At 65.5% G+C, this 22,710-nt stretch carries 23 protein-coding genes; 16 read left to right on the top strand and 7 right to left on the bottom strand.

The window, feature by feature from the left end; translation table 11 throughout:
- Positions 1-70: 70 nt before the first annotated feature.
- The 8 genes from alr (at position 71) to V0R59_RS05955 (ending at position 8,373) form a co-directional block, all read left to right on the top strand.
- Positions 71-1,144, top strand: a complete 1,074-nt coding sequence (alr, locus tag V0R59_RS05990; RefSeq protein ID WP_330072782.1) for an alanine racemase — start codon at positions 71-73, stop codon at positions 1,142-1,144.
- A gap of 106 nt (positions 1,145-1,250) precedes the next feature.
- A complete protein-coding gene (locus V0R59_RS05985) occupies positions 1,251-1,799 on the top strand; it encodes a cupin domain-containing protein (protein WP_330072781.1) in 549 nt (182 codons plus the stop codon).
- Between the two features lie 160 nt (positions 1,800-1,959).
- A complete protein-coding gene (locus V0R59_RS05980) occupies positions 1,960-2,364 on the top strand; it encodes a c-type cytochrome (protein ID WP_330073015.1) in 405 nt (134 codons plus the stop codon).
- A 190-nt stretch (positions 2,365-2,554) separates the two neighbouring features.
- Positions 2,555-4,399 (top strand): acetyl-CoA hydrolase/transferase C-terminal domain-containing protein, encoded by a 1,845-nt coding sequence (locus tag V0R59_RS05975; protein WP_375547337.1) that lies wholly within the window; start codon positions 2,555-2,557, stop codon positions 4,397-4,399.
- 288 nt (positions 4,400-4,687) lie between these two features.
- Positions 4,688-5,587 carry a TauD/TfdA dioxygenase family protein gene (locus tag V0R59_RS05970; protein WP_330072779.1) on the top strand — a complete coding sequence of 300 codons (900 nt, stop codon included), beginning with the start codon at positions 4,688-4,690 and terminating at the stop codon, positions 5,585-5,587.
- Between the two features lie 18 nt (positions 5,588-5,605).
- Positions 5,606-6,625: an ABC transporter substrate-binding protein gene (locus V0R59_RS05965; RefSeq protein ID WP_330072778.1), complete on the top strand. Its 1,020-nt coding sequence runs from the start codon at positions 5,606-5,608 to the stop codon at positions 6,623-6,625.
- A 4-nt stretch (positions 6,626-6,629) separates the two neighbouring features.
- Positions 6,630-7,493 (top strand): ABC transporter ATP-binding protein, encoded by an 864-nt coding sequence (locus V0R59_RS05960; RefSeq protein WP_330072777.1) that lies wholly within the window; start codon positions 6,630-6,632, stop codon positions 7,491-7,493.
- A gap of 13 nt (positions 7,494-7,506) precedes the next feature.
- Positions 7,507-8,373 carry an ABC transporter permease gene (locus V0R59_RS05955; RefSeq protein ID WP_330072776.1) on the top strand — a complete coding sequence of 289 codons (867 nt, stop codon included), beginning with the start codon at positions 7,507-7,509 and terminating at the stop codon, positions 8,371-8,373.
- 3 nt (positions 8,374-8,376) lie between these two features.
- Here V0R59_RS05955 and V0R59_RS05950 read toward each other — a convergent pair whose 3' ends face one another.
- Positions 8,377-9,384 carry a helix-turn-helix transcriptional regulator gene (locus V0R59_RS05950; RefSeq protein WP_330072775.1) on the bottom strand — a complete coding sequence of 336 codons (1,008 nt, stop codon included), beginning with the start codon at positions 9,382-9,384 and terminating at the stop codon, positions 8,377-8,379.
- Between the two features lie 209 nt (positions 9,385-9,593).
- Between V0R59_RS05950 and V0R59_RS05945 the strand changes: the two genes are divergently transcribed.
- From V0R59_RS05945 to V0R59_RS05910, 8 genes are all read left to right on the top strand, one after another.
- The gene (locus V0R59_RS05945) at positions 9,594-10,415 is read left to right on the top strand and encodes a tetratricopeptide repeat protein (protein WP_330072774.1); all 822 of its coding nucleotides are present in this window, start codon (positions 9,594-9,596) and stop codon (positions 10,413-10,415) included.
- Positions 10,416-10,504: 89 nt separating this feature from the next.
- Positions 10,505-10,957 carry a MarR family winged helix-turn-helix transcriptional regulator gene (locus tag V0R59_RS05940; protein ID WP_330072773.1) on the top strand — a complete coding sequence of 151 codons (453 nt, stop codon included), beginning with the start codon at positions 10,505-10,507 and terminating at the stop codon, positions 10,955-10,957.
- On the top strand, positions 10,954-13,041 hold the full coding sequence (locus V0R59_RS05935; protein WP_330072772.1) for an FUSC family protein: 2,088 nt from the start codon (positions 10,954-10,956) through the stop codon (positions 13,039-13,041). The genes V0R59_RS05940 and V0R59_RS05935 overlap by 4 nt, the downstream gene beginning before the upstream one ends.
- Positions 13,038-13,250, top strand: a complete 213-nt coding sequence (locus tag V0R59_RS05930) for a DUF1656 domain-containing protein (protein WP_330072771.1) — start codon at positions 13,038-13,040, stop codon at positions 13,248-13,250. Before V0R59_RS05935 ends, V0R59_RS05930 begins: the two co-directional genes overlap by 4 nt.
- Positions 13,247-14,122, top strand: a complete 876-nt coding sequence (locus tag V0R59_RS05925) for an HlyD family secretion protein (protein WP_330072770.1) — start codon at positions 13,247-13,249, stop codon at positions 14,120-14,122. Before V0R59_RS05930 ends, V0R59_RS05925 begins: the two co-directional genes overlap by 4 nt.
- Positions 14,119-15,519 (top strand): efflux transporter outer membrane subunit, encoded by a 1,401-nt coding sequence (locus V0R59_RS05920; protein WP_330072769.1) that lies wholly within the window; start codon positions 14,119-14,121, stop codon positions 15,517-15,519. Before V0R59_RS05925 ends, V0R59_RS05920 begins: the two co-directional genes overlap by 4 nt.
- A 162-nt stretch (positions 15,520-15,681) precedes the next feature.
- Entirely contained in the window at positions 15,682-15,921 is a 240-nt protein-coding gene (locus V0R59_RS05915) for a DUF2789 domain-containing protein (protein ID WP_330072768.1), read from the top strand.
- Between the two features lie 65 nt (positions 15,922-15,986).
- Complete coding sequence (locus tag V0R59_RS05910; protein WP_330072767.1) at positions 15,987-16,625, top strand: NADH:ubiquinone oxidoreductase subunit N; 639 nt, start codon at positions 15,987-15,989, stop codon at positions 16,623-16,625.
- A gap of 3 nt (positions 16,626-16,628) precedes the next feature.
- Here the strand turns inward: V0R59_RS05910 and V0R59_RS05905 are convergent, their stop codons facing one another.
- From V0R59_RS05905 to V0R59_RS05880, 6 genes are all read right to left on the bottom strand, one after another.
- Positions 16,629-17,069: a CBS domain-containing protein gene (locus tag V0R59_RS05905; protein WP_330072766.1), complete on the bottom strand. Its 441-nt coding sequence runs from the start codon at positions 17,067-17,069 to the stop codon at positions 16,629-16,631.
- A 148-nt stretch (positions 17,070-17,217) separates the two neighbouring features.
- Entirely contained in the window at positions 17,218-19,077 is a 1,860-nt protein-coding gene (locus tag V0R59_RS05900; RefSeq protein ID WP_330072765.1) for a DUF3857 domain-containing transglutaminase family protein, read from the bottom strand.
- Positions 19,078-19,175: 98 nt separating this feature from the next.
- Positions 19,176-19,922: an L-cystine ABC transporter ATP-binding protein TcyN gene (gene tcyN, locus V0R59_RS05895; protein ID WP_330072764.1), complete on the bottom strand. Its 747-nt coding sequence runs from the start codon at positions 19,920-19,922 to the stop codon at positions 19,176-19,178.
- Complete coding sequence (gene tcyL, locus V0R59_RS05890) at positions 19,919-20,593, bottom strand: cystine ABC transporter permease (protein ID WP_330072763.1); 675 nt, start codon at positions 20,591-20,593, stop codon at positions 19,919-19,921. Before tcyL ends, tcyN begins: the two co-directional genes overlap by 4 nt.
- Complete coding sequence (tcyJ, locus tag V0R59_RS05885) at positions 20,590-21,390, bottom strand: cystine ABC transporter substrate-binding protein (RefSeq protein WP_330072762.1); 801 nt, start codon at positions 21,388-21,390, stop codon at positions 20,590-20,592. Before tcyJ ends, tcyL begins: the two co-directional genes overlap by 4 nt.
- Positions 21,391-21,513: 123 nt before the next feature.
- Positions 21,514-22,506, bottom strand: a complete 993-nt coding sequence (locus V0R59_RS05880) for a D-cysteine desulfhydrase (protein WP_330072761.1) — start codon at positions 22,504-22,506, stop codon at positions 21,514-21,516.
- Positions 22,507-22,710: the final 204 nt, after the last annotated feature.

Genomic DNA, 22,710 nt, shown 5'->3' with positions numbered 1-22,710 from the left:
GTGCCCTGGCTTACAGGTCGTTGCGGCACCGGGCCTTTTATTCCAAACAGACTGCCAGAAGGCTGCCGTCATGCGTCCCGCCCGTGCCCTGATCGACCTCCAAGCGCTTCGTCACAACTACCAATTCGCCCGCAAGCTGTCCGGTGCCCGTGCCCTGGCCGTGATCAAGGCCGATGCCTACGGGCATGGCGCGGTGCGCTGCGCCCTGGCCCTGGAGGCCGAGGCCGATGGTTTCGCCGTGGCCTGCATCGAGGAGGCACTGGCGCTGCGCGAGGTAGGGATCAAGGCGCCGGTGCTGCTGCTCGAAGGCTTCTTCGAAGCCAGCGAGCTGGAGCTGATCGTCAAGCATGACTTCTGGTGCGTGGTGCATTCGCTGTGGCAGCTGGAAGCGATCGAGAAGGCCAGCCTGGCGAAACCGATCCAGGTCTGGCTGAAGATGGACACCGGCATGCACCGCGTCGGCCTGCATCCACGTGACTACCAGGCGGCGTACCAGCGCCTGCAGGCCAGCGGCAAGGTGGCGAAGATCGTCCTGATGAGCCACTTCGCCCGTGCCGACGAACTGGACAGCAATGCCAGCAACGAGCAGGTCGCGGTATTCGAGGCGGCGCGCCAGGGCCTCAAGGCCGAAGTCAGCCTGCGCAACTCGCCGGCCGTGCTGGGCTGGCCGCAGATCCCCAGCGACTGGGTACGCCCGGGCATCATGCTGTATGGCGCCACGCCCTTTGAAACCGCCCAGGCCGAGGCCGAGCGCCTGCAACCGGTGATGACCCTGGAATCGAAAGTCATCAGCGTGCGTGAGCTGCCGGCCGGCGAGCCGGTGGGCTACGGCGCGCGCTTCGTCAGCCCGCGGCCGACCCGGGTCGGCGTGGTCGCCATGGGCTACGCCGACGGTTATCCGCGTCATGCGCCCACCGGTACCCCGGTGCTGGTGGCGGGCAAGCGCAGTCAGCTGATCGGTCGGGTGTCCATGGACATGCTGTGCATCGACCTCACCGATGTCCCCGAAGCCGGCCTCGGCAGCCCGGTTGAGCTGTGGGGCAAGAACGTGCTGGCCAGCGACGTGGCGACCCAGGCCGGCAGCATCCCCTATCAGATCTTTTGCAACCTGCGCCGGGTGCCCTTGGTCTATACCGGAGAGTGAGCGCCATCGCTGACGAGCTGCGGGTCGAAGTGTTGTAAATACTGAACGCTGTTGCGATGATGGCGCACATTTCGACCCCATTTCGTTCCTCAGGAGGGCTCAAGCTTTGGACGTCGGTGAACGACTACAAGCCATTCGCAAGCTCAAGGGCCTGTCCCAGCGGGAGCTCGCCAAGCGCGCGGGCGTGACCAACAGCACCATCTCGATGATCGAGAAGAACAGCGTCAGCCCGTCGATCAGCTCGCTGCGCAAGGTGCTGGGTGGCATTCCGATGTCGATGATGGAGTTCTTCTCCGAGGACCTGCTCCCGGAGAACCCGACGCAGATCGTCTACAAGGCGCATGAACTGATCGACATTTCGGACGGTGCGGTGACCATGAAGCTGGTGGGCAACGGCCATCCGAGCCGCGCCATCGCCTTCCTCAACGAAATCTACCCGCCGGGCGCCGACACCGGCGAAGAAATGCTCACCCACGATGGCGAAGAGACCGGCATCCTCCTCGAAGGCAAGCTGGAGCTGGTGGTGGGCTTCGAAACCTTCATCCTCGAAGCGGGCGACAGCTACTATTTCGAAAGCACCAAGCCGCACCGTTTTCGTAACCCCTACGATGAGCCGGCCAGGCTGATCAGCGCGGCCACCCCCGCGAACTTCTGACACCCAGGGTGGCGCGGCTGATTGTCGCGGATAAACCCATTTGTTTTATAGGGTTGTTTCGGCGAGTCAGGGTTCCCGCTATACTTGCGCCGCCTGCGATTCCGTGGCCGCGGGCGTGACTAGCCACCATGAGGGTGTACGTGTGAATCCAATCAAGAAAATGCTGGCTATACCAGCTACCGTAGTGGCCCTTTGGGCAGTCAGTGCCCAGGCTACGACCAACGATGACATCGCCAAACGTCTGGAACCTGTCGGCCAGGTCTGCGTCCAGGGCCAGGAATGCAAGGGCATGGAAGTGGCGGCCTCCGCGGGTGGCGGCGGTGCCAAGACCCCGGATGAGATCATCGCCAAGCACTGCAACGCTTGCCACGGCGCCGGCCTGCTGGGCGCGCCGAAGATCGGCGACACCGCCGCCTGGAAAGAGCGCGCCGACCACCAGGGTGGCCTGGACGGTATCCTCGCCAAGGCCATCACCGGCATCAACGCCATGCCACCGAAAGGCACCTGCGCCGACTGCTCGGATGACGACCTGAAAGGCGCCATCAAGAAGATGTCCGGCCTGTAAGTCCTGCGAACATCGTAACGAAGCCCGCCCTGCGCGGGCTTCGTCGTTTCTGGGCTACTGTGCAGTAATTCGTACACCCGCCCGGTCCAAGTTGTCTCAACGGGCACCATCGGGAGGCGGCAGCGTGCGCAGGCATTCGATCGAGGACGCGGTAGAAGAGGTGCTGGCGCGCTTGCCGGCGCACATCCACATGGGCCTGCCGCTGGGGCTGGGCAAACCCAACCGCTTCGTCAACGCGCTGTATGCGCGGGTGCGCGAGCTGCCGCAGCGGCGGCTGACGATCTACACGGCGTTGTGCCTTGGCCGGCCGGAACTGGGCGACGGGCTGCAGCGGCGTTTTCTCGAACCCTTCGTCGAACGGGTTTTCGCTGATTATCCCGAGCTGGACTTCCTCCACGACCTGCGCACCAGCCAGCTGCCGGCGAACATCCGCGTCGAGCAGTTCTTCCTCCAGCCCGGCAGCCTGCTGCACAGCGTGCAGGCGCAGCAGGACTACGTCAGCAGCAACTACAGCCATGCGGCGCGGGACATCAACGGCAAGGGCCTGAACCTGATCGCCCAGATCGTCGCCGAGGACCCCTCGCGTCCCGATCACCTGAGCCTGAGCTGCAACCCTGATATCACCCTCGACCTGCTGCCGATGATCGAGCGGCGCCGCGCCGCCGGCGAGACCGTCCTGCTGCTCGGCCAGGTGCACGCCGAACTGCCGTACATGCCCGGCACCGCCGAGCTACCGCGGGAGGACTTCGACCTGCTGATCGACGAGCCCGAGCGGACCCGGCTGTTCTCCACGCCGAACATGCCGGTGGGTATCCAGGATCACCTGATCGGCCTGCATGCCAGCACCCTGGTGCGCGATGGCGGCACCTTGCAGATCGGCATCGGCGCCATGGGCGATGCCCTGGCCGCGGCGCTGCTGGCGCGACAGGCGGATAACCCGGGTTACCAGGCCTTGCTCGGCGAGCTCGATCTGTCGCCGTGGCAGTCGCTGATCGAACGGGAGGGCGGGGTGATGCCGTTCGCCGACGGTCTCTATGGCTGCAGCGAGATGTTCGTCAACGGCCTGCTGGCGCTGCTGGAGGCGGGCATCGTGCGGCGTCCGGTGTATGCCGACGAGGCGCGTCAGCAGGCGGCCCTCGACGGTGCTCCGGACAGCATCGACGGCGTGCTGGTACATGGCGGTTTCTTCCTCGGGCCGCAGGCGTTCTACCAGCGCCTGCGCGAGCTGCCGATGGAGGTGCGTGGGCGCATCGCCATGGGCGCGATCAGCTTCATCAACGAGCTGTATGGCCAGGAGTCGCTCAAGCGCCTTCAGCGCCGCGATGCGCGGTTCATCAACACGGTGTTCACCATGACCCTGATGGGCGCCGGGGTGGCCGACCAGCTGGAAGACGGGCGAGTGCTCAGCGGGGTGGGCGGGCAGTACAACTTCGTTGCCCAGGGCCATGCGCTGGAGGGCGCGCGCTCGATCCTGCTGCTGCGCTCGTGGCGCGAGGCGGGCGGCGAGGTGAACTCGAACATCGTCTGGGACTACGGCCACTGCACCATTCCCCGGCACCTGCGCGACGTGGTGGTGACCGAGTACGGCATCGCCGACCTGCGCGGGCAGACCGACGCCGAGGTGATCGCCCGGTTGCTGGCGATCAGTGATTCGCGCTTCCAGCCGCACCTGCAGGCCGAGGCGCAGAAGGCCGGCAAGCTGGCGGCGGATTTCCAGCTCGATGCGCGTTATCGCGACAACACCCCGCAGCGCCTGGCGGGGGTGCGCGAGCGGCATGGGCGGTTGTTCCCGGAATACCCGCTGGGCTGCGACTTCACTGCCGAGGAACGGGACCTGCTGCGGGCGCTGAACTGGCTGAAGAGCAAGTTCAAGCTGAGCGAGGTGCTGGAGCTGGGCAAGGCGGCGCTGGATGCGCCACCGGCACAGGACTGGCCGGTGCAGTTGGCACGGATGGGGCTGGAGCAGCCGGAGGGACTGAAGGAGGAGATCTACCAGCGGCTGCTGTTGGCGGGATTGCAGGTAACGGCAGGTTGATCGCGGCCCCCTGTGGGAGCGGGTTCACCCGCGATCGCGGTGGTGGTGCCACTATCGTAATCGCGGGTGAACCCGCTCCCACAGAGGCTATGCGAGGCAGAGAAAAGGCGAATATTCATATTTCTTAAAGGTATTTAAATAATTTTTCTTATGCCTTTATAGTTGGTCCCCTGCGTACCCGCCGACCAATCGGCGCGCCGCACGAACACGAACGAACACGGCGAACCCGTGAGTTTCTTGATCGATGCGCGCCAACCGATCGTGCGCGCTCTGCGTGGGAGCAACATCATGCCAGCGGCCTCTAACGCCTTGTCGTCCAACGACAGCGCACTGCAGCAATCCTTCGACATCCAGCCTTTCGACGGCGCAGTCGGCGCCGAGATCATCGGCCTGGACCTGTCCCGCCCGGTCAACGGCGAGGACTTCCGCCGAATCCACCGTGCCCACCTCGACCACCATGTCCTGGTCTTCCGCGACCAACGCATCACGCCCGAACAACAGATCGCCTTCAGCCGCCGCTTCGGCGTCCTGCAGATCCATGTGCTCAAGCAGTTCCTGCTGGCCAACCACCCGGAAATCCTCATCGTCTCCAACATCGTCGAGAACGGCCAGAACATCGGCCTGGGCGATGCCGGCAAGTTCTGGCACTCGGACCTGTCGTACAAGGAACTGCCGAGCCTGGGTTCCATGCTGCACGCCCAGGAACTACCGAGCGAAGGCGGCGACACCCTGTTCGCCGACATGCACAAGGCCTGGGACGGCCTGCCCGAGGCGCTGCGTAACGCAGTCGAAGGCCGCCAGGCGGCGCATTCCTATACCGCGCGATACAGCGAAACCAAGTTCGAGGGCAACTGGCGCCCGACCCTGACCGCCGAGCAACTGGCGCAGGTGGCCGAAGTCATTCACCCGGTGGTCCGCACCCACCCGGAAAACGGCCGCAAGGCGCTGTTCGTCAGCGAAGGCTTCACCACCCGCATCCTCGGTCTGCCCGAAGACGAAAGCCGGCAGATCCTCGCCGAGCTGTACGCCCACAGCGTGCTGGAGCAGAACACCTACCGCCATCAGTGGCGCCCCCATGACCTGGTGTTCTGGGACAACCGCTCGCTGATCCACCTCGCCACCGGCTGCCCGGCGCACCTGCGTCGCAAGCTGTACCGCACCACCATCCAGGGCGACGCCCCGTTCTGATCCGCCGAGGAATCCATCATGCGCAAAACACTCAGCCGCCTCGCGGCCGGTATCGGCCTGAGCGCCAGCCTGGTAGCCGGTAGCCTCGTGGCCCCGGCCACCGCCCACGCCGAAGGCGAAATCCGCATCGCCGAGCAGTTCGGCATCGTCTACCTGCTGCTCAACGTGGTCCGCGACCAGCACCTGATCGAGAAGCACGGCAAGGAGCAGGGCGTCGACATCAAGGTCGACTGGACCCAGCTGTCCGGTGGTGCCGCCACCAACGACGCGCTGCTTTCCGGTTCGGTGGATATCGTCGGTGCCGGCGTCGGCCCGCTGTTGACCATCTGGGACCGCACCTACGGCCGGCAGAACGTCAAGGCCGTGGCGTCGCTGGGCAACTTCCCGTACTACCTGCTGAGCAGCAACCCCAACGTCAAGACCATCGCCGACATCAGCGAGAAGGACCGCATCGCCCTGCCGGCGGTAGGCGTCTCGGTGCAGTCGCGCTTCCTCCAGTACGCCGCGGCCAGGCAGTGGGGCGACAAGGAGTTCAACCGCCTCGACAAGTACACCCTCGCGGTACCGCATCCGGATGCCACCGCGGCGCTGATCGCCGGCGGCACCGAGCTCAACGGCCACTTCTCCAACCCGCCGTTCCAGGAGCAGGCGCTGGCGAACAAGGATGTGCACGTGGTCCTCGATACCTATGAACTGCTCGGCCCCAACTCGCCGACCGTGCTGTTCACCACCGAGAAATTCCGCAAGGACAACCCGAAGACCTACAAGGCCTTCGTCGATGCCCTGGCCGAGGCGGCGGACTTCGCCCAGAAGGACAAGGCCGCTGCCGCCGACACCTATATCCGCGTGACCAAGGCCAAGATCAGCCGCGAAGAACTGCTGAAGATCATCGACAGCCCGAAATACGAGTTCACCGTCACGCCGAAGAACACCTACCCGCTGGCGGAATTCCTCTACCGGGTCGGCGCCATCAAGCACAAGCCCGAGTCGTGGAAGGACTACTTCTTCCAGGATGAAAAGCCGCTTCAGGGGAGCTGAGTTCATGACCGCCCAACTGCAAGGCCACACGGCCAGCAAGCTGAGCCGCGTAGATACCCCACCGCTGTTGCAGGTGGACAACCTCAGCCTGGAATACCGCACCGCGCAGCGCGTGGTGCGGGCCACCCACCAGGTCGGTTTCGAAGTGGACAAGGGCGATCGCTTCGTCCTGCTCGGGCCTTCCGGGTGCGGCAAGTCGACCCTGCTCAAGGCCGTCGGCGGCTTCATCGAGCCGAGCGAAGGCAGCATCCGCCTGCAGGGCCAGGCGGTGCACGGCCCGGGGCCGGACCGCATCGTGGTGTTCCAGGAGTTCGACCAGTTGCCGCCCTGGAAGACGGTGAAGCAGAACGTCATGTTCCCGCTGCTGGTGTCCGGCACCCTCAAGCGCGCCGAGGCCGAACAGCGGGCCCTGGAATACCTGGAGAAGGTCGGCCTGGCCGCCTTCGCCGACGCCTACCCGCACACCCTCTCCGGCGGCATGAAGGCGCGGGTGTCGATTGCCCGTGCCCTGGCCATGCAGCCGAAGATCCTGCTGATGGACGAACCCTTCGCCGCCCTCGACGCCCTGACCCGACGCAAGATGCAGGAAGAGCTGCTGGCGCTCTGGGACGAAGTGAAATTCACCCTGCTGTTCGTCACCCACTCCATCGAGGAAGCGCTGGTGGTGGGCAACCGCATCCTGCTGCTGTCGCCCCATCCGGGCCGGGTGCGGGCCGAAATCCACAGCCATCAGTACGACCTGCACAGCCTCGGCGGCGCCGATTTCCAGGCCAGCGCCCGGCGTATCCACAGCCTGTTGTTCGAGGATGGCCAGCAAGCGCCCGCCGAGGCCGCGCTGGACTTCAACGACATCCGCATCGCCTACTGACGGGAGCTTCGCCATGACTACCTCATCCACTCCACGCCGGGAGTACGAAGTCGCGCTCGAACCCTGGGACGGCGTTGCCCTGGAGCGCGAGCTGCCGCTGCTGCAGCGCCTCTGGCAGCACGGCTGGCTGCGCAAGAGCGTGATCCTGGTCCTGCTGGCGATCGCCTGGGAAGCGGCGGCCCGCTACCAGGGCAACGACCTGCTGTTGCCGACCTTCCTGCAAACCGCCCGGGCGCTGTTCGACGGCCTGGCCAGCGGCGAGCTGCCGGCCAAGGTCGGTGTGTCGCTGGTGGTGCTGCTCAAGGGGTACGTGCTGGGCATCGTCCTGGCCTTCGGCCTGACCAGCCTGGCGGTATCGACCCAGGTTGGCCGCGACCTGCTCGACACCCTGACGTCGATGTTCAACCCGCTGCCGGCCATCGCCTTGCTGCCGCTGGCATTGCTGTGGTTCGGCCTGGGCGAGAACAGCCTGATCTTCGTCCTCGTGCATTCGGTGCTGTGGGCGCTGGCACTGAATACCTACGCCGGCTTCCGTGGCGTCGGCGAAACCTTGCGCATGGCCGGGCGCAACTATGGCCTGCGCGGGCTGCGCCTGGTCGTCCACATCCTGGTGCCGGCGGCGCTGCCGTCGATCCTGTCGGGGCTGAAGATCGGCTGGGCGTTCGCCTGGCGCACGCTGATCGCCGCCGAGCTGGTGTTCGGCGCCACCAGCGGCAAGGGCGGTCTGGGCTGGTACATCTTCCAGAACCGCAACGAGCTGTACACCGACAAGGTGTTCGCCGGCCTTGCCGTGGTGATCCTGATTGGCCTGCTGGTGGAAGGGCTGGTGTTCAACGCCCTGGAGCGGGTGACCGTGCGCCGCTGGGGCATGCAGCGTTAGGCCCTAATCGCTGTACTGCGCCGCGGCGTTGCTCAGGGTCGTGGCAATCAGTTGGCGCAACGCCGCCGGCTGCTCGACGATCAGTTCATCGCCCTGGCTCAGCAGCCACCAGCGCAGGCTCCAGCTGTTGCTGACCGTGGCCTGCAGGCGATGGCCGTGTTCCAGGTCGGTCAGGCTCATGTCCGGCGACAGCGGTGTCTCGCGCATCAGGCGGGCCAGGTTGTCGCTGATCCAGGCGTGCAGTTCGATCTTCTCGGCGCTGCCGAACTGCAGGGCGTCGCTGCGCAGGTAGTGCTGCAGGTCGAACGCGTCCAGGCCCTGGGCCGGGGTGTCCAGCACGCTCAACTGGCGGAAGCGGTGCACCGCGAACTGGCGGATATCGGTGTACGGCTGCGCCGTGGCAATCAGGTAAGCGACCTGGCCGCGCTGGATCAGGGCCAGCGGATTCAGGGTCAGCTCCACGGTGCGGTCGTTGTGCGCCGAGTAGTACAAGCCCTGCAACTGATGCTCTTCGAGCAGGGCCTTCTGCACGGTTTCGAGGATGCTGTCCGGTACCTCGGGAGCGCGCATGTTCAGGTCCGGGCGCACGCTGGCGACCTTGTCCAGCCAGCGCGCCGCCTTGTTTTCCGACGACAGGGTTTCGAGTTTCTGTCGCGCATGGGCGAAGCGTGCATCCAGGCCCTTGAGCATGCTGCCCGGCAGCAGCGGGCGCACGGCTTCTTCCACCAGGGCCAGGCTCAAGGCCTCGCTGACGCTAAGTCCACGCAACTCTACGCAGGCATTCGCTGCCCAATACCAACCATAGGGAATGCTGCGGTCGTTGCGTTCCAGCGGAAAGATCAGCGACAGCTCGTTGAGATCGCGCTCGATGCTGCGCTTGCTGATGTTGAAACCGGCGTCCTTGAGGCGCATCACCAGCTCCGCGGTGGTAATGCCGGGAGAGCGGCTGGGCAACTGGCGCAGCAGTTCCCATTGACGACTGAGGGTGGCGCGGGTGGTGGCGGAGGGCAAAACGGTAAGTCCTTGTCTAGGCTTGCGGCGGTCGCGTGTAGTCGGCGACATCATATGGCAATTTGCCATTAATTTATCCATCCAGGGACGAACCGTTTGAATTGCCCCGACGAACGCGTTCGCGACAGGTTTTGTCGTGGCGCCCCGCAGAATCACGCCTCATCGCCCACAAGGAACCCAAGAAGGAGGGCGGTTCAATGAGGATGAACATGTCTGCTGCCAGCAATATCTATTCTCTGCTCGGACGCCTGCTGCCCGAGCGCGTCGTGCCAGCGCCGGGGCGCGCCCAGGTGCGCCGGCTGTACAGCGGTGTCGGCATGCCGGCGCAGCGGGCGGCGCTGGGGGAGAGCTTCAGCCTGGTCAGCCTGCTGGACGAAGCGCCGGACCTGCAGCATGTCTACGCCGACCTGCGCAAGCAGGCGCTGGACGGCAGCGTGGCAGCGCTCAACGACCTGGGCTGGATCTGGCTGAACGGTCGCTACTGGCGCGCCGATCCGGTACTGGCCGGGCACTTGCTGCGCATGGCGGCGTTGCAGGGGAGTGCGGTGGCCTGGTTCAACCTCGGCCAGCAGTACTACTTCGGCAAGGGCGTGGATATTTCCTATGGCAGTGCCGCCGAGTACTACCGGCATGCTTTCGAAGCCGGGTTGGCGGAAGCCGCCGCGGCGCTAGGCGATCTCTATGAAGAGGAAACCTGCGACGGCGAGGGTGAGCCCAATCCTTGGCAGGTGGACCTGGGCCTGGCGTGCCAATGGTTTCTGCGCGGGGCCCAACGTGGCGATGCGCGCTGCCGGTTCGAGGCCGGGTATCGGCTGTTGCACGGGCAGCAGGTGCCGGCGGACAGCCGGGCCGGGGTTTACTGGCTGGAGTTGGCGGCGGTGGCCGGGGTGGTGCAGGCGGCCGAGGAACTTGCCCTGCATTTCCAGGACTCGGGCAACGAGCTGCGTTACCTGTTCTGGCGCGACCAGGCGATCGGCCTGGGCAGCCCGCTGGCATTGACGATGAAGCTGGAAGATCAGCTCAGGCCCTGATGCTGTTTTGCCTGCCAGCTTGACGCTTCCTGCGGGATGGAAGAATATTGATAGTTAGCAAACTATGAATATGGTCACGACTCTTCCCCATGACTCTCGACGCCCTCCAACTGAACACCAGCAGCGGCATGGTGATGGCCAGCCGCAACTGGCGGCGCATCTGCCAGACCACGCTGGCGCGCTTCGGCGTTTCCGAAGCCTGCGCGGTTCCGCTGCTGATGATCCTGCGGCTCGGCGACGGCGTGCACCAGGTCGCGGTGGCCCAGGCGGTAGGGGTGGAAAGCCCGTCGCTGGTGCGCCTGCTCGACCAGCTGTGCAACGCCGGCTATGTCTGCCGCACCGAGGATCCGGGTGACCGCCGCGCCAAGGCCCTGTGCCTGACCGACAAAGGCCGTGAGCTGGCCGAAGCCATCGAGGGCGAACTGGTGCGCCTGCGCCGTGACGTGCTCAAGGACATCCCGGCCGGCGACCTGGAAGCCGCGCTGCGTGTGGTGAAAGCCTTCGAAGAGGCCGCCCAGCGCTCGCCAGGACTGCCCCTGTGAAAGGCTTCTTCAGCTCGATGCCGCCCGCCCGCGACTGGTTCTACGGCGTGCGCACCTTCGCCGCGTCGATGATCGCCCTGTACATCGCCCTGCTCCTGCAACTGCCGCGCCCCTACTGGGCGATGGCCACCGTGTACATCGTCTCCAGCCCCTTCGTCGGCCCTACCAGTTCCAAGGCGCTGTACCGCGCCCTGGGCACGCTGCTGGGCGCTGCCGGCGCGATCTTCCTGGTACCCATGCTGGTGCAGGCGCCGGTGCTGCTGACCCTCGCCGTGGCCTTGTGGACCGCGACGCTGCTGTTCCTCTCCCTGCACCTGCGTACCGCCAACAGCTACACCCTGATGCTGGCCGGCTACACCCTGCCGATGATCGCCCTGCCGGTGGTGGACAACCCGCTGGCGGTGTTCGACATCGCCTCGTCGCGGGCCCAGGAGATCTGCCTGGGCATCGTCTGCGCCGCCGTGGTCGGGGCGATCTTCTGGCCGCGCCGGCTGACCCCGGTGTTCGTCGGCGCCACCGGCAGCTGGTTCGCCGAGGCGATGCGCTACAGCGACACCTTCCTCGCCCGCAATGCCAGCGCCGACACCGTCGGCAGCCTGCGTGCCTCCATGGTGACCACCTTCAACTCCCTGGAAATGATGATCGGCCAGCTGTCCCACGAAGGCGCGCGGCCGCAGACGGTGAAAAACGCCAGCGAGCTGCGCGGGCGCATGATCCACCTGCTGCCGGTGATCGATGCCCTCGATGACGCCTTGCTCGCCCTCGAAGGCCGCGCGCCACGGCAGGCCGAAGCGATCAAGGACTTGCTGGAGCAGTGCCGGCAATGGCTGCAATCCACCGCCGAGGACGCCTCGGTAGCGCGTTGGTCGGCCCTGCGCGAACAGCTCGAACGCCTGCAGCCCAGCGTCGCCGACCTGGACGAACGCCCCGGCCTGCTGCTGTCCAACGCGCTCTATCGCCTCGGCGAGTGGATCGACCTGTGGCAGGACTGCTGCAGCCTCAAGCACGCCATCGCCCGTGAAGACCTGTCGCCCTGGCGCGCGGTGTATCGGCACTGGCGCCTGGGCCGCCTCACACCGTTCTTCGACCGCGGCCTGATGCTCTACTCGGTGTTCTCCACCTTCAGCGCCATTGTCGTCGCCATCACCCTGTGGATCCTCACCGGCTGGGCCGACGGCGCCAGCGCCGTGATCCTCGCCGCCGTGGCCTGCAGCTTCTTCGCGGCGATGGACGATCCGGCGCCGCAGATCTACCGCTTCTTCTTCTGGACCACGCTGTCGGTGGTGTTCGCCAGCCTGTACCTGTTCCTCGTGCTGCCCAACCTGCACGATTTCCCCATGCTGGTGCTGGCCTTCGCCGTGCCGTTCATCTGCGTCGGCACCCTGACCGTGCAGCCGCGCTTCTACCTCGGCACCCTGCTGACCATCGTCAACACTGCCTCGTTCATCAGTATCCAGGGTGCCTACGACGCGGACTTCCTGGCCTTCATCAACGCCAATATCGCCGGCCCGGTGGGCTTGCTGTTCGCCTTCATCTGGACCCTGGTGATGCGCCCGTTCGGCGTCGAGCTGGCGGCGCGCCGGCTGACCCGCTTCAGCTGGCGCGACATCGTCGGCATGACCCAACCGGCGACCCTGGCCGAACACCGTCACCTCGGCGTGCAGATGCTCGACCGCCTGATGCAGCACCTGCCGCGCCTGAGCCAGACCGGCCAGGACAGCGGCAGTGCCCTGCGCGACCTGCGCGTGGGCCTGAACCTGCTCGACCTGCTGGCCTACCTGCCACGTGCCGCGGCGCAACCGCGGGCGGCGCTGGAGAAGGTCATCGAAGAGGTCGGCGGGCACTTCCAGGCCTGCCTGGATGCCGGAGAACGCTTGCACGCTCCGCCGGCGCTGCTGGGCAACATGGAACTGGCCCGTCGTGCCCTCAACCTGGAGGTCATGGACGGCCATGGCGACGCCCGCCTGCACCTGCTGCATGCCCTGAGCGGCCTGCGCCTGGCGCTGCTGCCGGGTGTCGAGGTGGTGCTGGAGCCCACTGACCCACCGCAACTGCCCTTTGGCCTCGACGGAGCCCCGCTGTGATCGGTGAACTGGATATCAGCGGGGTGTTCCTGCCCACGCTGCTGGTGATGATGCTGGCCAGCTACGTGCTGTTCCTCGGCATCCATGCGGTGCTCAACCGCGTGCATTTCTACCGCCTGGTCTGGCACCGGGCGTTGTTCAACGTTGCTCTCTATGCCGTGCTGCTTGGCGCGGTGGACCACTTTTGCCGAAGCCTGATGCTGCCATGAAAAAACCTTTGTTGACCCTGGGCCAAGTGGTCCTGACGCTGCTGGTAGTGACCCTGGCGACCGTGCTGGTCTGGCAGATGGTCCTGTACTACATGTTCGCTCCCTGGACCCGCGACGGGCATATCCGCGCCGACGTGATCCAGGTCGCGCCGGACGTTTCCGGCTTGATCCAGGACGTCGCGGTGCGCGACAACCAGCCGATCAAGCGCGGCGACGTGCTCTTCACCGTCGACCAGGACCGTTTCAAGCTGGCCCTGCGCCACGCCCAGGCCACCCTGGCCGAACGCAAGGAAACCCTGGCCCAGGCGCAGCGCGAGACCCGGCGCAACAAGGGCCTGGGCAACCTGGTCGCCGCGGAGCAACTGGAAGAAAGCCAGTCGCGCCAGGCCCGCGCCCAGTCGGCGCTGGACGAGGCCCAGGTGGCGGTGGACGCCGCGCAACTGAACCTCGACCGCTCGGTGGTGCGCAGCCCGGTCAACGGCTACCTCAACGACCGCGCGCCGCGCGCCCACGAGTTCGTCAGCGCCGGGCGCCCGGTGCTGGCAGTGGTGGACAGCGAGTCGTACCACGTCGATGGCTACTTCGAGGAAACCAAGCTGTCGGGCATCCAGGTCGGCCAGTCCGTGGACATCCGCGTGATGGGCGACAACACCCGTCTGCGCGGCCATGTGCAGAGCATCGCCGCCGGTATCGAGGACCGTGACCGCAGCAGCGGCGCCAACCTGCTGCCCAACGTCAACCCGGCCTTCAGCTGGGTGCGCCTGGCCCAGCGGATTCCGGTGCGCATCGCCTTCGACGAAGTGCCGGCGGACTTCCGCCTGATCGCCGGACGCACCGCCACGGTGTCGATCATCGAGGACAAGACGCAATGAAAAGGCTGTCGCTGCTGGGTATCAGCCTGATGCTGTCGGCCTGCCAGATGGTCGGGCCGGATTACCACCTGCCGGAAAAGGCCGCCTTCAACCGCGACGACCTGCAAGGCCAGCTGCGCGCCGATGCCGACAGCGTGGTCTCGGCGCCGGTGCCGAAGGACTGGTGGCGGCTGTACCGCGACGAGCGTCTCGATACCCTGGTCAACCAGGCGCTGGCGGCCAACAGCGAACTGCGCGTGGCGGCGGCCAACATTGCCCGGGCCCGTGCCCAGGTCGAGGAAGCCGAGGCCCAGGGCGGCTTCAATGGCGGCGTGAAGCTGGGGGCGCAGCGCCTGCAGGAGTCCGGCGAAGCTTTCCTGCTGCCGGAGAAGGTGCCGGTGGCGAACATCGGCGAGGCGATCCTCAGTGCCTCGTACCAGTTCGACCTGTGGGGCACCCTCAAGCGCGGCGTCGAAGCGGCCCAGGCCAATGCCGATGCGGTGCAGGCGGCGGCGGATACCGCGCGGATCACCGTGGTCGCCGATGTGGTGCGGGCCTACACCCAGGTGTGCGCGGCCAACGAGGAATACCACATCGCCCGCGAGTCGCTGGACCTGCAGGAACAGAGCGTCAGCCTGACCGCGCGCCTGCGCGATGCCGGGCGTGGCGATGAAACCCAGGTGACCCGTTCCGAGACCCGCTTCAAGTCGCTGCGCGCGGAGCTGCCGCGCTATCAGGCAGCGTGGGAGGCGGGCTTGTACACCCTGTCGATGCTGCTGGCCAGGCCCGTCGAGCAACTGCCGGCCGGTACCGCCGACTGTGCCGAGCTGCCGCATATCGCCCAGTTGCTGCCGGTGGGGGATGGGGCTGCGCTGCTCAAGCGCCGGCCGGACGTACGCCGCGCCGAACGGCTGCTGGCGGCGTCCACCGCGACCATCGGCGTGGCCACCGGTCAGCTGTATCCGGACATCAGCATCGGCGCCCAGGTGGGCACCATCGGCATCCTGGAAAACCTCGGCAAGCCGGCGACCAACCGCTGGGGCTTCGGCCCGCTGCTGACCTGGAGCGTGCCGACCAACGGCTCGCGGGCGCGGATCCGCGAAGCGCAGGCGAGCACCCAGGCGGCGCTGGCGAATTTCGACGGTGTGGTGCTCAACGCCATCCGCGAGACCCAGACCAGCCTGGCCCAGTACAGCGCGCTGCTGGACCGGCGTGAGGCGCTGGAGGATGCGGAGCGCTCGGCGAAGCTGGCGGCGGACCAGACCCATCGCTTCTATCAGGCGGGACGGGCGTCGTTCCTGGCCGACCTGGAGGCAACCCGCACCTACACCGACATGCGCGCCCAGTTGGCCACGGCCAATACCCAGGTGGCGATGGGACAGATCGGCTTGTTCCTGGCCCTCGGTGGCGGCTGGTAGACAACCCTGTGGGAACGGGTTCACCCGCGATTACGTTGCTGAATCCAACATCGCAATCGCGGGTAAACCCGCTCCCACAGGGCGCGACCGAAAAATCCCCGCCTAAACTTTCACTCCCCAAGGCACTCAATCCCTTGGTAACCACCGCCCAAGGAGTGAATCATGGACCTGTCCCACCACGAGTTTTCCGCCCTGTTCGAGCAACTGGGCCTGCCCTCCGATGCCACCAGCATCCAGCAGTTCCTCACCAGCCATTCCCCGCTCAAGAATGAAATCAAGCTGGTCGACGCGCCGTTCTGGAGCGAAGGCCAGCGGGCGTTTCTCAAGGCCGAATACATCGCCGATTCGGACTGGATCATGACCATCGATCAACTCAACGTCGCCCTCAGAAATAAACGCTGAGCGGCACCCTATGACCTTCATTGGCGTTGCTATGCTCAGAAAAAAACAACAAGGGGACAGCGCCAATGAAAGACCCCTATGCCGTTGGCTTCTGGGCTGCCGTGACAGCCCTGGGCCTGCTGACCGCCGGTTATTTCTACGGAGTCAGGGAAGTTCACCAGCTCGAACAGGCCCGCCAGTTCCTCTATGGCTCGGCCGGCCTGATCGCGGCCCTCGCCCTGGGCTCGCTGGCGTGGATACGCTGGCAACTGCTCAGGGTGCGTCGCCGCCAGCTGGAACAGGGACGAACGCTCGTGGCGATCTGGAATACCAAGGTCGCCCTGCGTCGTGTGGAAACGGTGTTCGACCGGTATTTCTGGGGCAGCTATTGGCAGCCCGGGCGGACCTTCCAGGAAGTCATGGGTGAACTCGAAGGCACCCCGCTGGAGCGCAGCCTGGAAGCCTTGAAGGCGCAGTGCCAGGAACTCGATCAGGAAATCCATGACCATCATCGCCACTGGCTGAACAATGCCCGCGAGCTGTCCAGCGTGGCGACGGCCATGGCCCGCGAGCGCTACCAGCTCGACCTGTGCGATTCGCAGCAGAGCTCGCGCCGCGGCGCCGCGGTGCTCAACCGCGACCTGGAGGTGCTGGTGTACACCTGGTCGGCGCGGTTGCGCAGCTTCGACCACCAGCTCGATGAGCTGGAGGGCGAATACCGCTGAGCCTCAATCGCCGCGGATATAACCTTCCAGCTGACGAATCAGCTCGGCCTGCGCGGCGATCGACTCCTTGACCAGGTCGCCGATCGACAACAGGCCGAGCAGTTCTCCGTCCTCCACCACCGGCAGGTGGCGCAGATGGCTGTCGGTCATCATGCTCATGCAGGTCTCGACGCTCTGGTGCGAGTCCACGGTGATCACCGGAGAACTCATGATGTCGCGCACCTCGGTGCCCACCGACGAACGCCCCTTGAGCACCATCTTGCGCGCATAGTCGCGCTCACTGACGATCCCCACCACTCGACCGCCTTCGACCACCGGCAGGGCGCCGACGTTCTTTTCCGCCATGACCATCAGGGCTTCCAGCACCGTCTGGTGCGGGGCGATGGTGTAGACCTGCTGCGCGTGCTGCGCTTTCAACTTCAATAGCTGTGCCACGGTTTTCATTGCGGGCCCTCTGCATGGGGTGGTGTTGGTAACGGCAGATACCCTCAAGAATCGTGCACGGCAGGCAAAGGGGCAAGGCGGATTGCGGCATCGAGGCTATTGAAAAACGTCATGGCCCTGGTTGGGGCCGCTTTGCGGCCCCATGCTTTCAGTCTTGCTGGACGATCACCTGGCTGTTGAGGTCGCGGATCAGCGCCTCTACGGTCGGCATCAGCGCGCGCAACTGCTCTGGTGTACAGGTCGAACCGTCGTTGCGGAAGTCCATGCGCCGGGTCACCACCACGCTGTTGCCTTCGCGGCGGTACTCGGCGCTGTAGTCGAGGTTCGGCGCCTTGAGCGACACCGGCTTGGGCGTGGCGACGATCTGCACCTGGGCCGGGAAGTCGAAGCGCGCCTCTTCCTCGGTCCGGCTCGATACGCAGAGAAACGCCTGCCGGCGCGATTTCTCGCTGATGAAGCCCTGGGCGTTCTGCGCGATGCCGCCGGCGAAGCTGCTCAGGGTCGGCACGCCGATCGGTCCGGGCAGGTTGACCAGGTTGCGCGAGTGGCCGTTGATCGAGAGCTGGAAGCCGTGGCCCTGCTTGTCCAGCTTCTTGCCTTCGACGCGGCCATTGCCGGACTGGTTGTAGCTGCTGAGGATGCGTTGCACCAGCATGTCGCGCTCGCCCGGTGCCATGTTGCGCAGACCGTAGCGGTTCAGCTCGGCGCCCCAGCCTTCGATGTTCGAATCATTGCTGAAGTCCGCCTCGCCGTTCTCGTTGATGCGGAAGGTGGTGCGGCTCTTGACGCTATTGGCCTGGGTCTTCGGCGTGTGGGCGAGGGTGGCCGAGTCGATCAGTACCACGGGTTTGTCCATGTCCGGCAGCGGCAGGAAGCCGGCGGCGATGCCTTTCATGGTCGGGTCCAGGTACAGGTCCAGGCTTAGGATGTAGGTGATGGCGTGGTTGATCACGCCGAGGGTCGGCACCTTCGGCAACTGGTAGGCGGTGCCCAGGTTGATCAGCGCCGGGGTGCTGTGGATATCCACCGCCTTCAGCAGCGCGCCGAGCAGGGCGACGTGATCCTTGCAGTCGCCGTAGCGGTTGTTCAGCACGGTTTCGGCGGCATGCGGCACCACGCCGCCGGCACCGATGTAGACGGCGACGAAGCGCACGTTCTTGCGCACCCAGTCGCTCAGCACCAGGGCCTTGGCGCGGGGCTCCTTGATCTCGGCGGTGAGGGATTTGGCCAGGTCCGCGATGGCCGGGGTCACTTCGAACTGCGAGCGCGCCGCGTAGGCCTTGGCGAAGGCGGCATAGTCGGAGAAGGTCGAGACCGCCAGGTACTGCCCGTAGTCGGCGTAGGACACCGCGCCGATTTCCATGCGCGGTTGCGCGTCGTTCTGGTAGTCCCAGCGCCACACCTTGCGCCCGCTTTCGGCGGACGGGGTGGAGGGTTTGAAGTCGCGGGCATCGGCGTGCAGCGCCAGGTCGGCGGGCAGGTCGTAGACCACGCTCATCTGCCGCACCGGGTAGATGTAGGGGAACACCGTGTCCTCGAACTGGCCGGGGAACAGCGCGGTGTTGCGATGGCGCTGGTAGGTCAGGACCAGGCGGTCGCCCACCGCGACCTCGGGGAAGATCACCACCTTGACCAGGCTGTCGAGGAACATCGGTGCGTCGGCCGAGGCCTGTTGCTGTTGTTCCTTGATCTGATCGGCGCTGACCGTCACCTTGCGGCCGTCGGGCTTCTGCGTGTACGCCTCGACCACCTCAAGGGTTTCCAGGGTGCGGTTGTACGGCAGGGATTGCTGCGCGGTGGTCTTGATCGCGCGCTCTTCCTCGATCTGGAACACCAGTTCATGGCGCAGGTCGTAGCTGCCATCGGCTTGCACGCGGTATTGGCGCGCGTCCTTTTCCACGGTGACCGACCTGTCGGCGCCGTCCTCGGCGGCCTGGGCCAGGTTCAGGGTGAGCAGGCAGACCAGCAGGCCCAGCCAATGCGCCGGGCGTGAAACGAGCCACTTCATAGAGATCCTTCTTGCAGACGATTCCAGGGTTGATCAGCAGTAATGCGAATCAATGCTGGCAATTGTGCCTGAATTGGCCTGCCGGGTCTTTGCAGCCCTCAGCCGCCGAGGATCTTGCCGAGGAACTGGCGAGTCCTTTCATGCTGCGGGTTGGCGAACAGTGCCTTGGCTTCGTTCTGTTCCACGATCACACCCTTGTCGAAGAAGATCACCCGGTTGGCCACGTCGCGTGCGAAGTTCATCTCGTGGGTGACGATGATCATGGTGCGCTTTTCCTCGGCCAGGCCGCGGATGGTCGCCAGTACCTCGCCGACCAGTTCCGGGTCGAGGGCCGAGGTGGGTTCGTCGAACAGGATCACTTCTGGCTCCATGGCCAGGGCGCGGGCGATCGCCACCCGCTGTTGCTGGCCGCCGGACAGGCGCCGCGGGTACGAGTCTTCCTTGCCCGCCAGGCCGACCTTGGCCAGCAACTGCCGACCCAGGGCCTCGGCCTTGTCGCGGGGCGTCTTCTTCACCACCAGCGGTCCTTCGATAACGTTCTCCAGCGCGGTGCGATGGGGGAACAGATTGAAGTTCTGGAACACGAAGCCCACCTGCTGGCGCAGGCGGCGGATCGGCCCGCCCTGCTGCTTGAGCGGGCGGCTGGCGTCGATCTCCACGTCGCCGACCTGGATCAGGCCGCTGTCCGGGGTTTCCAGCAGGTTGAGGCAGCGCAGGAAGGTGGTCTTGCCCGAGCCGCTGGGGCCGATGATGGCGATCACTTCACCGGGTTCGACGCTGAGGTCGATGTCCTTGAGCACGGCCTGGCCGTTGAACTGCTTGTTCAGGCGTTGCACGCGGATCATCGCTGCGGCTCCTGGTCATGACGGTTGACCCGCGCTTCCATGCGGTGCTGGAAGTGCGCGAGGACGCTGCAAAGAATCCAGTAGATGACTGCCACCGCAAGGTACATGGTGAACACTTCGAAGGTGCGCGCGGTGATCAGCTGGGCCTGGCGGAACAGCTCGGGGACCTGGATGGTGGCCGCCAGGGCGGTGTCCTTGACCAGCGAGATGAAGCTGTTGCCCAGCGGCGGCAGCGCGGTGCGCAGCGCCTGCGGCAGGATCGCCCGGCGCATCGCCTGGGTGCGGGTCATGCCGATGCTGGCGGCGGCTTCCCACTGGCCGCGATCGATGGAGGAAATCGCCGCGCGCAGGATCTCGCAGATGTACGCGGCCATGTTCAGCGACAGGCCGATCAGCGAGGCCGGGATCGGATCGAGCTCGATGCCGATCTGCGGCAGGCCGAAATAGATCACGAACAACTGCACCAGCAGCGGCGTGCCGCGGAAGAAGGACACGTAGATGCGTGCCAGCCAGTCCAGCGGCAGGATCTTCGACAGGCGCATCAGCGCCAGGGCAAAGCCCAGCACCAGGCCGAAGAACATGCCGCCGACGCTGAGCAGCACGGTGTAGCCAGCGCCCTTCAGCAGGAAGGGCGTGGAGTCGGCAACGAGTTGCAGGCTTTCAGCGATCATTGGGTGACATCGGCACCGAAGTATTTCTCCGAGAGCTTGGCCAGGGTGCCGTCAGCCCGCAGTTCGTCCAGCGCCTTGTCGATCGCCGCGAGCAGTTCCGGTTCGCCCTTGCGCAGTGCGATGCCGGATTCCAGGCGGGAGAAGGCGTCGCCGGCGAGGGCGGTGTCCTTGGCTTTCTGCGCGTATTCGAGGGCGGCCAGGCGGTCGACCAGGATCGCGTCGATGCGGCCGTTGCGCAGGTCGGCGAACTTGCTCGGGTCATCCTCGTAGGTGCGCACGTCGGCCTTCGGGACTTCCTTCTTCACCCACTGTTCGTAGTTGGTGCCCAGGCCAACGCCGACTTTCTTGTCGGCCAGGTCGGCGGCGGAGTGGATGTTCAGTGTCTCGGCCTTTTTCTTCAGGATCAGCGCCTGGATGCCGGAAATGGTGTAGGGCTTGGAGAAGTCGTACTTCTTCTTGCGTTCGTCGGAAATGGTCACCTGGTTGACCACCACGTCCAGGCGCTTGGATTCAAGGGCGGCAAGGATGCCATCCCACTTGGTCGGCTGTACCTTGGCCTTGACCCCCAGCTTCTGCGCCAGAGCTTCCGAGAGTTCGACCTCGAAGCCGGTGAGCTTGCCGTTCTCGTCGACGAAGCTGAACGGCGGATAGGTACCCTCCAGGCCGACGTTGATGACGCCCTTGTCCTGGATGGTCTTCAACTGCTCGCCGGCAACCGCCTGGCCGAGCAGGCTGGCGCCCAGGACGACGCCTGCGCCGACCGCGAGAATACGTTTGGTGAAAACGGAAATCGTCATGCCCTGTCCCCAGTCTTGTTGTGAAAGTGGTGGTGACTATAGGGCGCGGCTTATAGGTTCAAAAATAATAAAAGAATCTTTTCTTATGTATTTGTGAACTATGAGGCCGCACCTGATTCAGCGTTAACAGACATCAGGGTAGGCGAATAATGCCGGCGCCCCGCCCGTGTGCAGAAAAATCAGCGGACCTTCGTCGAAGCGTTCCCGGGCGATGCCATCGAGCAGGCCGGCCATGGCCTTGCCGGTGTACACCGGGTCCAGCAGGACGCCTTCCTGGCTGGCCAGCAGGCGAATCGCGGCGAGGCCGCCGGCGCTGGGTTCGCCGTAGCGTGGGGCGTAGTACTCGTCCCACAGCTGCACGTTGAAAGCGTCCGGTACGCGAACGTCCAGCAGCTCGGCGGTACGCTCGGCCAGGGCCTGGACCTTGGGTTTCTGCGCCTCTTCGCTGCGGGACACGGTGACGCCGATCACCGGCAGCTCCGGCAGTCGTTCGGCCAGTGCCAGGGCCAGCCCGGCATGGGTGCCGGCGCTGCCGGAAGCGAGCACCACGCCGGCGAAGCGGCGACCGCTGTGTTCGATCTGCTCGGCCAGTTCCAGGCCAGCGCGCACGTAGCCCAGGGCGCCGAGGGCATTGGAGCCACCGATGGGGACCAGATACGGCTTGCGGCCGCTGGCGTGCAGGCGCACGGCGAGGGCTTCGAGTTGCTGGTCGGCGTTGTCGAGGTTGTCCACCAGCTCGACCTTGGCGTCGAACAGGTCGAGGAGCAGGCGGTTGCCGTTGTCCAGGTAGCTGGCCGAATCGGTGCCGATAGGGTTCTCCAGCAGTGCCACGCAACCGAGGCCGAGGCGGGCGGCGAGGGCGGCGGTCTGGCGCACATGGTTGGACTGGATCGCGCCGGCGGTGACCAGGGTGTCGGCCCCTTTGGCCAGGGCATCGGCGGCGAGGTATTCGAGTTTGCGCAGCTTGTTGCCGCCGAGGGCGAGGGGCGTGAGGTCGTCGCGCTTGAGGTGGATCTCGCGACCAGTCCACTCGGACAGGCGTCGGGCCTTTTCCAGCGGGGTCGGGGCGCCGAGCAGTTCCAGTCGATTGAAGCGGTTTAGCTGTCGTTCGATCATGGGGGAAGTCGCTGTAGGAAAATTCGAGCATAGGCAGGCGGCCCTTCGCGAGCAAGCCTGCTGCTGCAGGAGCCGGAGCGCACAGCGCTCACGATGTGGCTTATGCCCTACATATAGCCAACTGGCATAAACCGTTATTTTTTCCAGCGCGGGCCAATGCCGTAGAGTGCTCGGTCAAGAGAGCGGCATTTCCCCTTCCAGTCC

Source organism: Pseudomonas ulcerans (assembly GCF_036324125.1).
Taxonomy (GTDB): domain Bacteria; phylum Pseudomonadota; class Gammaproteobacteria; order Pseudomonadales; family Pseudomonadaceae; genus Aquipseudomonas; species Aquipseudomonas ulcerans.
This window is presented reverse-complemented; position numbering and strand designations above follow the sequence as displayed.

Bases quoted from the DNA above. Each gene is read 5' to 3' on its own strand.
- alr (WP_330072782.1), top strand. From the start codon at position 71: ATGCGTCCCGCCCGTGCCCTGATCGACCTCCAAGCGCTTCGTCACAAC.
- V0R59_RS05980 (WP_330073015.1), top strand. From the start codon at position 1,960: ATGCTGGCTATACCAGCTACCGTAGTGGCCCTTTGGGCAGTCAGTGCC.
- V0R59_RS05975 (WP_375547337.1), top strand. From the start codon at position 2,555: ATGGGCCTGCCGCTGGGGCTGGGCAAACCCAACCGCTTCGTCAACGCG.
- V0R59_RS05970 (WP_330072779.1), top strand. From the start codon at position 4,688: ATGCCAGCGGCCTCTAACGCCTTGTCGTCCAACGACAGCGCACTGCAG.
- V0R59_RS05965 (WP_330072778.1), top strand. From the start codon at position 5,606: ATGCGCAAAACACTCAGCCGCCTCGCGGCCGGTATCGGCCTGAGCGCC.
- V0R59_RS05960 (WP_330072777.1), top strand. From the start codon at position 6,630: ATGACCGCCCAACTGCAAGGCCACACGGCCAGCAAGCTGAGCCGCGTA.
- V0R59_RS05955 (WP_330072776.1), top strand. From the start codon at position 7,507: ATGACTACCTCATCCACTCCACGCCGGGAGTACGAAGTCGCGCTCGAA.
- V0R59_RS05945 (WP_330072774.1), top strand. From the start codon at position 9,594: ATGTCTGCTGCCAGCAATATCTATTCTCTGCTCGGACGCCTGCTGCCC.
- V0R59_RS05940 (WP_330072773.1), top strand. From the start codon at position 10,505: ATGACTCTCGACGCCCTCCAACTGAACACCAGCAGCGGCATGGTGATG.
- V0R59_RS05925 (WP_330072770.1), top strand. From the start codon at position 13,247: ATGAAAAAACCTTTGTTGACCCTGGGCCAAGTGGTCCTGACGCTGCTG.
- V0R59_RS05920 (WP_330072769.1), top strand. From the start codon at position 14,119: ATGAAAAGGCTGTCGCTGCTGGGTATCAGCCTGATGCTGTCGGCCTGC.
- V0R59_RS05915 (WP_330072768.1), top strand. From the start codon at position 15,682: ATGGACCTGTCCCACCACGAGTTTTCCGCCCTGTTCGAGCAACTGGGC.
- V0R59_RS05910 (WP_330072767.1), top strand. From the start codon at position 15,987: ATGAAAGACCCCTATGCCGTTGGCTTCTGGGCTGCCGTGACAGCCCTG.
- V0R59_RS05905 (WP_330072766.1), bottom strand. From the start codon at position 17,069: ATGAAAACCGTGGCACAGCTATTGAAGTTGAAAGCGCAGCACGCGCAG.
- V0R59_RS05900 (WP_330072765.1), bottom strand. From the start codon at position 19,077: ATGAAGTGGCTCGTTTCACGCCCGGCGCATTGGCTGGGCCTGCTGGTC.
- tcyN (WP_330072764.1), bottom strand. From the start codon at position 19,922: ATGATCCGCGTGCAACGCCTGAACAAGCAGTTCAACGGCCAGGCCGTG.
- tcyL (WP_330072763.1), bottom strand. From the start codon at position 20,593: ATGATCGCTGAAAGCCTGCAACTCGTTGCCGACTCCACGCCCTTCCTG.
- tcyJ (WP_330072762.1), bottom strand. From the start codon at position 21,390: ATGACGATTTCCGTTTTCACCAAACGTATTCTCGCGGTCGGCGCAGGC.
- V0R59_RS05880 (WP_330072761.1), bottom strand. From the start codon at position 22,506: ATGATCGAACGACAGCTAAACCGCTTCAATCGACTGGAACTGCTCGGC.